This is a genomic window from Paenibacillus sp. Y301 (genome assembly GCF_059445505.1).
Window position 1 is genome coordinate 60,237 of record NZ_JCAIUL010000007.1, and the last position, 12,987, is coordinate 73,223.

Sequence of the window (12,987 nt, forward strand, 5' to 3'; positions counted from 1 at the left end):
GTTATTATGTCATCAATTAAACGTTACTTTATGAATGTGAGGAACTTTCGTGTTAAAGATTAAATGGAATGTGCAGATGAAAATATTAGCGGGATATCTTATTGTGATATTTTTCCTGATTAGTTCAATTGGGTTGATACATTATAGAATCTCCTCTATGCAAGCTGAGATCAAAACGATAACCGAACATGATCGGGATATCTCCGACCTGACGAACAAACTCGAAGCGCATGTTATTAATATGGAAACAGGACAACGTGGGTTTGTCATTACTGGCAACGCTATTTATCTAGAGCCATATACACAAGCGAAGTTGAACTGGGAAGATACGTATAACTTGTTATTGGAACAAGTAGTTGACAATCCCAAACAAATTCAAAATCTAAAGTCTATTCATAATCATATTAACGAATGGATTACTTCAAATGGTGAACCTATCATTGAACTCAAAAGATCAAATCTTGAGCAAATAATCACTGAGTCTTTTAATGAGAATGTAGGTATTAAACAAATTGATAATATCCGTGCTCAAGTGGGTAACTTCCGGGATATTGAAAACCAGTTATCGACAGTCCGAATCACAGATCAAAATCATAATAATAAAATGCTTGTTATTTATTTATATGTGATCGGCTTTCTACTCATTATTTTATCGTTAATTATCGCTTTTATAACTTCTAAATACATTGTAAGAACAATTAAGGATATTACGACAGCTATACAAGAGATCGCGGTTAGCGGAGGCGGAAATTCCGGTAGAAGAATTCAAATCAAGACTCAAGATGAGATCGGTGAATTAGGCAAGGTAACGAATGTACTTCTGGCAGAACATCAACAACAGAGCAATCTTTTGAATCAAGTAGCGGAAATGGGTATTATGTTTCATGGTGTTAAAGATTCTGTGGAACTTTCTGAACGTTTTCTTTCCAAGTTATCTTCAATTATTGAGTTTCAATATGGTGCTTTATATATCCAGAGCGAACGACATCATTCAATTATGTATATTAAAACAGCATCCTATGCTGGAACAGGGATGTCCATCGGTAAGAAAAGCTTCCTGCTAGGGGAAGGATTGATTGGACAAAGTGCAAAGGATAACAAAATTATTGAGCTGGACACTGTTCCATCCGATTATGTAAAGATTGATTCAGCATTAGGAGAGACTGATCCTCACTCGATCTATATCATGCCTATTGAATTTCAGGGTCAAATATTAGCTGTTCTGGAGCTTGCCTCTTTGAGTAAATTTATGTCCCAGGACAAAATGATTCTCAAGGAAATTGTTGCACCATTTGGATCCGTTGTGCAAAATGTGTTGAGCCATACGGAAATTCAGGAGTTATATCGTGAATCAAGTCACCTGAATGAGGAGCTTCAAGTTCATGCTGAAGAGCTCGAAAATCAATCCGAAGAGTTACGAAGTGTGAATAACCAATTAGAAGAGCAGAATCATTACATCCGGATAAAATCAGTAGAGTCTGAGAATTCTCGTATTGAGATGGAGCGATATGCAGAACAGGCCAAATCCAATTCGAATTATAAATCACAATTTTTAGCTAATATGTCACATGAACTCCGAACACCGCTGAACAGCATGCTCTTGTTCTCACAATTTTTAGAAGAAAACAATAATGGTACTCTGACTGAAGAAGAATTAGGATATGTGAATTATATACATTCGAGCGGGCAGGATCTTTTAAACTTGATTAATGATATTCTAGATCTTTCCAAAGTTGAGGCAGGAATGATTAATGTAGTCCTAGAACCCGTTAATATAACGGAAATTCCACAGATTATGAACCAGCATTTTGCCTCACTTACACAGAAAAAGCAGCTTGAATTCAATATTGTAGTAGACCCGGATCTTCCGAATATTATTGTGACGGATGAGATTAGGCTACAGCAAATTCTCAAAAACCTGATTTCTAATGCAATTAAGTTTACAAGCAAAGGTAGCGTAGAGTTTAGAATTCAGAAATCTGTAGATGACAAATTGGGGCATGCAATGGATGGTATTCAGCTATGTGAGTCTATCAGTTTTATAGTTAAGGATACAGGAATTGGTATAGCAGCAAACCATATAGAACAGATATTTGAAGCTTTTCATCAAGCTGATGGAACGATTGAACGGGAGTATGGAGGAACCGGTTTAGGGCTTTCCATATCTCGTCAACTTGTGAAGCTATTAGGAGGAAACATTTACGTAGATAGTAAGGAAAACGAAGGCAGTACATTTACCGTTATTCTACCTATTAACCCTAATGGTGATATTCAATCGGATGTAAACCAAGAAATGATAGCCGTAACCAAAGAAGGTTTCACTTCTGAAGGAGAAGAAGGAGAAGGAGAGACAAGGAAACCTCTTTCTGATCAACCGGAAAAGAATTCGACTCTCTTTGAAGAAAAACATGTACTTATTGTTGATGATGATGAACGTAATTTGTTAGCTTTAACTCCGCCACTAAAAAATAAGGGCATGATTGTTTGTACCGCTACCACAGGTCAGCATGCCATTGATTTAATTAACGAACAGGACTTTGATATTGTACTCATGGATATTATGATGCCGGGAATGAACGGATACGAAGCTATTAAGATTATTCGCAATATGCGATCGGAGTTACCCATTGTTTCCGTTACAGCAAAAGCAATGAATCAGGATCGTTTGGATAGTTTGGAAGCCGGCGCTTCAGACTTTATTAGCAAACCATTGAATTTGGAACAATTATTTTCAGTTATGCGTGTATGGTTGAGTAAATCATGATGGGCGATCATCTGGATCAACCTTCGTCTATGAGTCATGAGTCTCTTGATGAATCGGATAGGGAACGATTCGAACTGGATCTGTTCTTGGAGACATTTTATAGATTAACGGGTCATGACTTTCGAAATTATAGTCTTCTTCATATCCTTCGTCGTCTTAAGACTCGTATGGCTAAAGAAGGGCTGCCCACCTTGACCCTACTTTTAAATAAAATTATTCATGAACCGGAGTTCGTACCCGACATCTTAAGTGATTTCTCCATTCAAGTAACAGAAATGTTTCGGGATCCTTCATTTTTCCATGCTTTTCGCAAAGAAATCGTTCCTAAACTCCGCGATTATAGATCAATTTATATTTGGCATGCGGGTTGTGCTACTGGTGAGGAAGCAATATCCTTGGCGATCTTATTAAGTGAAGAAGGATTGTTAGATCGAGCAAAGATCTATGCAACAGATATGAGTCAACAAGCTATCGATACGGCTAAACAGGGTAAAATTCCACTGCAGCGAATGAAAGTATATAATCGTAATTATATACTGGCAGGTGGTAAGCGGAGTCTGTCAGACTATTATTCTACAGATGAGCATTACGCTTATATTTCGCCTCATATCGTGGAATCCATTTCTTTTGAAAAACATAATTTGGCTACAGATGGGTCTTTTCAAGCATTCCATGTGATCTTATGTCGTAATGTCCTTATTTATTTCAACAAAAGTTTACAAAATAGGGCCCATCAATTATTTATAGATAGTCTTCGTGGGGATGGTTTCTTATGTCTCGGCCATAAAGAATCTATCCTTTTTAACAACAGCCAGCATATATATCAGACTGTTAATTATGAAGAAGTCATCTACCAGAAGAATAAAACCAATCAACAAGGTGAGCCTTGTTGATTGGTTTTTTCAAATAGCCATTTAATGATTATTATGGAACTTACCGCGCGATGGAAGAACTCTATAAAGCGGGTAAAATCAAAGCAATCGGGGTATTTGATTTTGAACTGACTCCAGAGGATACTTTAATATGATACTAAAGCAATAAAATAAGGATGCTCTTCAGCTAATTGAAGAGTATCCTTATTTTATTTGAATTCATACTTCATCCACTTTCTGTATATTTTAACATTCAAATCGGCTGCAGCTCATTTCCACCTAGGTTCCCGGTTTTTTGAGACCAGCGACTTATGACATATATTTATAATAATACATATAATTACTAATACCCTGTGAGAAACAGGGTAGGAACATGTTGCGGAGTTACTCTATATACTTCCGATCGATCGGTGAGCATGGTTTTCATGTGTTCTTCTCATTACACGTGCTAGACGGTCGTCAAGAGAGACGTCCAACTCGCACGAAGTCGGCTTTCAAAGGAGGCGACCTTTATGAATACGATCTGGTCCATTCGAACCGGAATTCGGGATTTCCTTGAGGCCATCTATCGAACTTGCCATTCATGGATTGAGAAATATCCGTTTATCAAAACGGCGTATACGATTGTTTCCTGCTTTTCGCTAATCATGTTTGTTTTAAGCTTGTTTTTCGTTAAAGACGCTCGTACCATGATGGTTCAATATTTATGGTCGTTTTATGTGCTACTGCAATTTTGGGTTCTGTGCCGAAGCAAAACGATGCCGTGGAAGCTGATCGCTTTGTTTGTTCTGGCAGGCGTTATATTTGTTGTACCCTTCACATCGATTACGGTCAATACTCTTCACGTGCTTTTCGGCGGGGAAACATCCGACACATGGTCCATTGCCGTTATCACGCCAATTTTCGAAGAATTGTGGAAGCTCCTTCCACTAGGCATTTTTCTGTTGTTCTCACGTAAAGCTTCCGCCTTAAGTTTAAGCGATTATACGCTCATCGGCGCGGCAACCGGAGTCGGCTTCCAACTGATGGAGGAGCTTTCTCGAAGGTGGATAAGTTCGGGAAGTGTTGACTACGGCTCTACATGGCTGGGCGGTGAAACAATTCACTGGGACTTATTCTCGCTGTTTCCAGGGCGTTTCGAAGAAAGTTTTTTTCCGACGTTGATGACCGTTGGTCATCCCGTACATACCGCGATGATCGCGCTTGCGTGCGGAATTGCCTATCGGCTGCGGACAAGACTGACGACATGGGTTTTACTGTTCCCTATCATCATTTTGCTTTTGTCCATTCTAGATCACGCGGCCTATAACGGTCAGGGCCAGCTACCGAAATGGGTGTTTCGGCTTCATGATTGGACTGGTAGCGGTTATAAAACTCAGTCGGCTTTCCTGTGGATGCTGGCCGTATCGATTTTTGCCGATTACTGGTCATTGAACAAAATACGAAACCGACTTCCGTCGCTACCGAACGAGCCTCTTCTTAATCCGTTTACTGAACTGTGGAATATGTCCCGCTCGATATGGTTGGACCGAGGGAAATTCACATATTGGCTCGGCTTTTACCGGGAGCGCAGAGAACTTGGATTTCATATGCTTTATGGCAATAATGAAGCAGCCGGTAGAGAGGGGCCAGTCCATGCTCGGGTTAAAGCTCTTTGCCAGGCACTGACCGGACTCGCTGTAATTCTACTTGTTGCCGTTCTGTTCGCAGGTTTCGGTGCTCATACGGGTGGAGGCGAAACGGCATGTTTCGCCTGCCTTTTCGATTCGCTTCAAAATTGGTGGGATCGGCTGGAATGGTATGAACAGGGTGCGATCGTGCTCGGGGCTCTTGCCTTGTCACTGTTGTTCGTCGGATTCTGGCCGGCACTAGGCGTCGCGTTAACAGGCATGGGAATCGCCGGAGGCGGACATGAGATCGCCGGTTATATCCGCGATCCGAAGAAGTTGCTAACTCCCGAAAATGCGCTTTCCGTGGCTATAGGCATTGTATTAAGCCGAATACCATTCGGCAAAGCGTTAGCATGGGCTGGAAAAAAAGGACGCAGCTATGTGCGTAAGCTTCTGGATAAGCTCGGTTCTCGGAAGCCGGATATTGACGTCCCGAATAAACAGAAGCCTCCGGGGATGTCAAAAGAGGAATTGGATAATATTAGGGAGTCATCTCCGGAATACTATAAAGACTTGATGAACAAGTATGGTGATGAAGGAAAATACTTTAATAGACCTCCGGAAGAGTATGACAGTTTAGCTGAAGATCCAGCTAAAAATTTTAAAATTAATGAAAAATCAAAGATCGAGAGACAAGCTGGCTTAGAGTTAGAGGCAAGAGGGGATTTACCTGGTCCTATAATCAGGGATCCTAATCCAGCTGGAGCAGAGTTTATTGACGCTGCAGGTGTAAAATGGGACGTAAAAGGATGGTACTCTAAATTTGCTCCAAAGGGGTACTCATTGGAAAAGGCAGTTGCTGATATTCAAGAGTCTCTTTCCAAAGGTGAAAATGTAATCATAGATTCTACAAAAATGTTCCCTGAACATATTAAAGAAGTAAGCGAGGCAGTTAACAAATTAGGTTTAAGTGATAAAATATTGTGGTGGCCATAACTTAAATATCCGAAAGGAAGGTTTGCATGGATAATGACAGCATATTTATGAAGCATAGCCAATGGGCAGATTCAGATGGTGAAACAGGTGAAAAATTAGAAATTGAACAAAGAGAAATGTCCAAATTAGAGGTTACGGGTATGAATCTAAGTTGTTCATTAATTGTAGAATCAAATGTGAACCATTCAATCTTAACTAATAATGACATGAGTGATTGCTATTTTTTAAGTACTTCGTTTGATGAAGCAAATCTCTCGGAAAGTATGCTAAGTAAAACCGTATTTGATTTCGCGTCATTAAAAAATTCGATATTGAAAAATTGCATAGGTATAAAGGCGTCATTTGAAGATGCAAATCTTAGCTTTGCTGACTTATCTGGGTCGGATTTTCGTCGAGCCTCTTTTCGTAGAGCAAATTTAAGTCACGCAAATTTTTCTAACGTTGATTTGACAAGCGCATTACTTGAAGGAGCCCTTCTCTATGGAACTAACTTTAAAGGTGCAAAAGGGATTGATGAAGTGTCTGCCCAACATATTTTTGTTGGAACAGAAGAGGAACCAATTAGGTTGGAAGGCGATGAGATTCACAAATGGTTGATAGAGCAGATAAGTGGGTAACACTCAACTAGGAGATAAATTTATTTAATTGGGCTCGATAGAAGAGAATATCTCTGCTGATAGTGGTTACAACCATTTTAAAAGGCATCTTCATAAACTATATGAGGCTGTTGAAACGAAACAATTCACTTATACTTCTGAAGCACTGGCTCGCAACTTGTTTAGTAATGAGGAACATATCAAACAAAGTGAGCAAAAGATTATCAATGCATTTAACAATGGTTTTAATGATTTCTACGATCAATTGAAACAAGTATACTTATCAGGACTATTAGAAGAAGGAAAGTATGAGAATGGCTGGATCGAATGGGATAAAGAAATATAATCAAAAGCCGCAGTGAGTGGCTTTTTTTTACTTTCTCCTAATTATCTATATTGATTCTATCATTTTTCGCCGAGAGGACGCCCACTTCTATAAGTAGTGAGGTGAATCGGCGACCTCCAGAATAATCCCACAAGATGTTCTTCCCTTCTTATATCTTAAGAGGTACAATAGAGTTAGAACATACGTTCTCATTATGCAACTGTAAGGGGGTGAAGCTTTGTCAGATTCAAAGTCAATGTACAGAACCCATCAAGTGTGGATTAAACCAGGTCATCGCTTGTTTGCATACCTCGATCAAGCATGTCAGGATGCCAAGAATCTGTATAACACGACCAATTTTTACATCCGACAGATCGTTACCGCTTTTGGGAAGAATGAGCCTCTTCAGCCGTTGCAACAGGAAGTTCTGGACACGCTGGCATCCCATATTGACGTCATGAACGAACGAAGAAGAGATAACAACCGTTCCTATCCGTTCAAGCTACCCTCGCAAGAGAGTCCTTTTGTTCACTATAACTTCTTGGATGCTTTGTTCAAAGTGATGAATCAAATCGATTATCGGGCGCTCCCAACGCAGTGCAGTCAGGGAATCATGAAGGTGGTGTTCCACAATTGGAATGCCTTCTTTGCCAGTATCAAGGACTACCGCCAGCATCATGAGAAGTACAACGGCAAGCCACATATTCCAGGGTACGCTCGGAACAGGGTGAAGGAAGTCATATTCTCCAATCAGGATTGTGTGATCAAAGAACGGAAATGTCTCAAGTTTCCAAAGACCAAGCTACAACTGAACATCGGTAAACTGGGCTGTACTGACGGGCAACTGATGCAAGTGCGTGTTGTTCCAAGCCATGGACAATACGTGGTTGAAATGATCTTCGCTTATCCTATGGAAAAGAAGGAAGTGGTACAAGAACACGTGCTGGCCATAGATCTTGGCGTCGACAATCTTGCAACCATCGTCACGACGACCGGAGCGAAACCGCTCATCGTGAAGGGCAAGATCGTTAAAGCAATCAATCAGTATTACAACAAGATGAAGGCGTACTATACCCGCATTCTTCGTCAGGGCAAGGAACTACGCGAAGGAGCGTACACGTCCAGACGATTAGAACGACTCCATTTGGATCAAAGACATCTTCCACAAAGTAAGTCATCATATCGTTACGTTGGCAGTGGAGCATAACATCGGTACGATCGTCATCGGACATAACGATGGATGGAAGCAAGCGCCCGGGATCGGACGACGAAACAATCAGTCCTTCAGTCATATTCCCCATCAGATGCTCATCAAGATGATCAAGTATAAGGCAGAAGAACAGGGAATAGTCGTTATCCTGACCGAAGAGGCGTATACCTCGAAAGCTAGCTTCCAAGATCTAGACCCATTGCCGAGTTATGGCGAAAAGGCGACATGGACCTTCTCAGGCAAACGGATGTATCGCGGTCTGTATAAGAATTGTAAGGGCTTAGTACATGCCGATGTAAACGGAGCAGCCAATATTATGCGAAAAGTATTCCCAAACGTATCCGCCAAAGGAGCGAATGGGATAGAGGGGTTGGATGGTAACCAGACCATCAACGTGTCAACTCCACTGGTGTTAAGCATCCTGAATTAAGTTGGATGATACATCAGAAACCCCCACTTCAGCCAAAGCGACAGCGTTGGTAAGTGGCGGGAGTATTCATTGGATGTATAATCCTGAACCTTCATAACATAAAAAGAACAATCTCTTCAGTACAGAAGAGATTGCCCTTTAATATAAAGCTAGATTCTATAGATACCCTACAGCAGTAAGTAGTCTCTTTAACATTACCGTTGCTTGGGCTCTTGTCGCATACCCTTGTGGTACAAACTTCGTTGTAGATACTCCCTGGATGATGCCCGCATTAACAGCTCTCGATACTGATTCAAGCGATTGAATCTTACCGCGATCACTAAATTTGGATAGTGTTGCTGTAGGCGTACTTGTGTTGGTCGTCTTATACCCTGCATAATCCATAGCCCGAACCATCATAATAGCCATTTGTTCACGCGTGATAAAGCTGTCAGGTTTAAACATCCCATCCGTAAAACCATGAATTATACCTACTTTCGTAGCAGCTCCAATGTATGAACCCGTAGTGGATGTTAACTTTACATCACGGAAACGCGCTGCTGCTTCCGAATCACCTGATAATCCAAGTGCCTTCGCAACAAATACAGCAAATTCCCCCCGTGTAATATTTTTACTCGGTTCAAAGGCAACCTGTGATCTTCCACTCACAATAAACTTGGCCACCAATTCATTGATCGCTTCCTTAGCCCACGGTTCAACAACATCCCCATAAGATTTGCTATTTGTTACCCCTGTTACTATATAATTTTCCTTTACGAATGCATGTAAAATCGTACTGTTAGTCAACTTCTCAACTTTTGTCGGTACAAATGAGATTTGAGCAGTAGATTTATCAAAATATACAAGCGAAGTCGTAGCCGCATTTACTGCTTTTGTTGTACGAAGCAAATACTCACTTGATACTTTTAAAGGTATAGACTTCCCAGAAGTAGTATTCTCAGCAGATACGTAGAATTCAGTTGTGTCAACAACCATTGTAGCTCCAGCTTGACTTATTTGTTTCATGATATCAGATACAGCACTTGTTGGGACCTTCTCAATCTGAATCCATATCATACTCGTTGAATTCGTTGAATTAAGATCTCTCATAATATTGCTGACTTTAAAGCTTGCTAATGGCACACTATAAATGCTGTCCCCTAGTTTAACTGCGAATTGTGCTTGTTGGTTCTTAGATAATGCCTCTTGAATCGCTTGAAGAGGAATTCCTACATAGGCTGCTCTTTCTGAGGAAGGCACTTCAAACGCAATTGTTTTACTTGCCGTGGTCATCATGTAATCAAATGCTATTTTCAATTTTGCTGAATCAATCATGTACCGTTTAGTACTTTGACTATATTTGGAAGTGATATTTCTAGTTGTTACATCACTTGAATTGAGAACATACATCATCGTACCAAACTCGCTAGCATTTATCGTACCTAGATTACCAGGCTTAGTACTCGTATTGGTCGTTAAATTCTGTACATCAAGATTACTGAAAGAGGGAATAACATTCCCTAAGTTATCTTTAATTGTATTGTATCCTGAACTAAAAGATACTTGTACTCTCTGACCAATTAGAACTTGAGATGATAGATGTAGAGTAAGCGTACTTCCACTTAAGGAAGATGATTGAATAGATCGAGCAAGGTTATCCACTCTCACTGAAAATAATGAATTTAGTTCATTTGTACTTAATGAACTTGTTAAACTATTAGTAAATTGAATCGTCAATGTATCGCCTTTGACTATGGCAGATCTCACTTCACGCACCAGTGTGCCGAATGTGACACTGACAGGCTCTAGGTTGAGGTGAGTAGCGGAATTACCGTTAAGATCCGTGATTCTAGCACTTCCAATACCCGGAACATATGAGATGGACACATTTTGGCTAGTAGTAATCGAAGATGAAAGTGTCAGCTGGACATTATCTTCCATTACCTGAATGCCCGTTACATATACTGGTAAATTATTCACTAATACAGATATCTGATTCTTCATTGGTATATTAGTATTCTTTAATGGTTCATTATATTTCATATATATTTTGTTACCCGAACCTTCAGCTCCCATAAAAACAGGTGGTTTCGTATCATACGTATTTCGCACATAGAAATCCGTGAATTCTGTAATATTCTGACCACGGAAATCTTGTATAGGATAAGAACCTACTCGATAAGATATACGAACTACATCTCCATCAGGAATGGAACTATCAAGGGTAAAATACAACATAGATCCGCTTTGGCTGATACTACGCACGCCCACCGAGCTTCCGTTCACTGTCACAGTGAATTGATCGTATGCATTAGAAGAGGGTGATTTCAAACTCTCATTAAACATTAGGGATAGTGTCGTCCCATACACTGAGCCTTCTTTGGGTTTAGGTAGTACGGTGTCCATGTTGTTCGCAACCGTTTTATTAGTAAATGAAGCCGCTCTATTCATAGATTGATCCTGAATCGGGTTACCCAAACTTGCGGTATAAGAAATTTGAACGTTCTGACTAACCGCAACGCCAACTTCTAAGACAACATAAACGCTATCCCCTATGATGTAAGAACTGTTTACTCGACGATTCTCACTATTAACAAGCACGGTGAAATTAGAGCTATGAGGATTATTACTAACATCAAGTGTCTCATTATATGCAAGTCGAATAGTATTATTCGTATACATTTGTGCTGTCTGCAGAACAGGTATCGTCTTATCAGCTAATACCGTGTTGAAATACCATATTGAACTGCCACTAAATCCTGGAAATGTAATATTAGGATTGACCTTATCAACCAAGGTATCGGCTGCAATTTCAACGTAATAGCTAGTATCAGCTCCCAATGTGCTTATAGGTCTAAATCTAACTTCATTACCATTGATTGTTGGAGTGCTGATACGTATAATACTGCCCCCCACCTGTTTCAAGACAATCTTGTCATTATAGATGCCATTTCTAAACGCAACATCTTTGTTAAATGTTATTACCAAATCACTAGCTACAGCCGTTACTGTGGCTCCTTTTGTCGGAGACAACTTTGAAACAATTAGAGAACCAGATGATGCAGTAGCTGCAACTGTTTTAAATCCCCAATCATTTATCATTGGCGACAGATTATTATATGAATCCTTAAACGCACCTGTTGGAACTGTTATTGTATAAGCTGTGTCATACATCAGCATACTTGGTAAGCTAATACTAATAGTACTTCCACTCGACGAGTTGGAGACACTTGCTTTATTTACAGGTATAACTAAAGCTCTACTATCGTTAACATTACCTGGTGAGACAACAATGGATCCACTCCCCACCATCATTGATCGATCAAATGACATTTGTATCGTAGTATCGATCGGAACATTCACTCCATTATTACTTGGAGACAATGGACTACTAACTATCGCTTGGCTCTTTGTTGAAAAGGACCAATTCATACTCTCTACTAGATTCCCACTTGAGTCTTTAAAAGCTCCTCTATCCAACCACACATCATATTGGGAGCCCTCTTCTGTCTTCATCACATTTATGGCATTCGTGTCACTAACTGTAACTACAGCCTCTCTTCCATCTTGCGAGAGCTGAACAACCGAATCTTGTATGTTAACTTGATACCTAGACACACCATTCTTTGTAATCTTAATTGTGCCGGATTCTTTAGCTACAGAATCACTAAAGTTAAGCTTGAATTTAAACGAATTCTGTCCTAACAAATCAACCGGTTGACCATAAGTTGAGAAACTTACAGTAACGTTACTACCCATACTTGTTACTGAGGGCTGGTTTGTTAACGAAGTAGCGTTTACAGGTAATACTTGTGCTGAAGTGGCCGCATGTACATTGGCACCTCCTAAGATTCCCTCTAGTGCTACTCCAAAAATAATCTCAGTTATTAAGAGTGCCGCCATAAGGAACGATAACTTTTTCTTCATATTAGATTACGATCTCCCTTCAACCTCATAATTACTTACTTCACACGTTTATAAACTTTTTACTAATAAGTATGTGTCTTGGACCCCACCGCAAAGCATATACTACTTATTTCGGCTGTATGGCTATTAAAGTTTAGTAGAACATATGTACATGTTCTAAACTCAATAGTAACCTGAAGTATTTATAGCTCTTATCTAAAATCTGCAAGGGATTCATTCTGTTGTATCTCTTAGATTCATATGTGAATGATTTCACAAGGGTAATTTCTCAAAAGTTT

At 39.9% G+C, this 12,987-nt stretch carries 6 protein-coding genes and 2 pseudogenes; 7 read left to right on the plus strand and 1 reads right to left on the minus strand.

Annotated elements, in window-relative coordinates; genetic code table 11:
* The first annotated feature begins 49 nt into the window (after window positions 1–49).
* The 7 genes and pseudogenes from AC1D69_RS13625 to AC1D69_RS13655 all read left to right on the plus strand — a co-directional run bounded on the left by AC1D69_RS13625 (window position 50) and on the right by AC1D69_RS13655 (window position 8,803).
* A complete protein-coding gene (locus tag AC1D69_RS13625) occupies window positions 50–2,764 on the plus strand; it encodes a response regulator (protein ID WP_495456707.1) in 2,715 nt (904 codons plus the stop codon).
* The gene (locus tag AC1D69_RS13630) at window positions 2,764–3,657 is read left to right on the plus strand and encodes a CheR family methyltransferase (protein ID WP_495456893.1); all 894 of its coding nucleotides are present in this window, start codon (window positions 2,764–2,766) and stop codon (window positions 3,655–3,657) included. The genes AC1D69_RS13625 and AC1D69_RS13630 overlap by 1 nt, the downstream gene beginning before the upstream one ends.
* Window positions 3,658–3,674: 17 nt before the next feature.
* Window positions 3,675–3,761: pseudogene (locus AC1D69_RS13635) on the plus strand (aldo/keto reductase); the annotation flags it as partial.
* 387 nt (window positions 3,762–4,148) lie between these two features.
* Window positions 4,149–6,242, plus strand: a complete 2,094-nt coding sequence (locus AC1D69_RS13640; protein WP_495456708.1) for a PrsW family glutamic-type intramembrane protease — start codon at window positions 4,149–4,151, stop codon at window positions 6,240–6,242.
* A 26-nt stretch (window positions 6,243–6,268) separates the two neighbouring features.
* Entirely contained in the window at window positions 6,269–6,859 is a 591-nt protein-coding gene (locus AC1D69_RS13645; protein ID WP_495456709.1) for a pentapeptide repeat-containing protein, read from the plus strand.
* Between the two features lie 28 nt (window positions 6,860–6,887).
* Window positions 6,888–7,184 carry a hypothetical protein gene (locus tag AC1D69_RS13650; RefSeq protein ID WP_495456710.1) on the plus strand — a complete coding sequence of 99 codons (297 nt, stop codon included), beginning with the start codon at window positions 6,888–6,890 and terminating at the stop codon, window positions 7,182–7,184.
* Window positions 7,185–7,419: 235 nt separating this feature from the next.
* Window positions 7,420–8,803 (plus strand): annotated as a pseudogene (locus tag AC1D69_RS13655) (RNA-guided endonuclease InsQ/TnpB family protein).
* A gap of 156 nt (window positions 8,804–8,959) precedes the next feature.
* Here AC1D69_RS13655 and AC1D69_RS13660 read toward each other — a convergent pair.
* Complete coding sequence (locus AC1D69_RS13660; protein WP_495456711.1) at window positions 8,960–12,709, minus strand: SwmB domain-containing protein; 3,750 nt, start codon at window positions 12,707–12,709, stop codon at window positions 8,960–8,962.
* Window positions 12,710–12,987 lie beyond the last annotated feature (278 nt).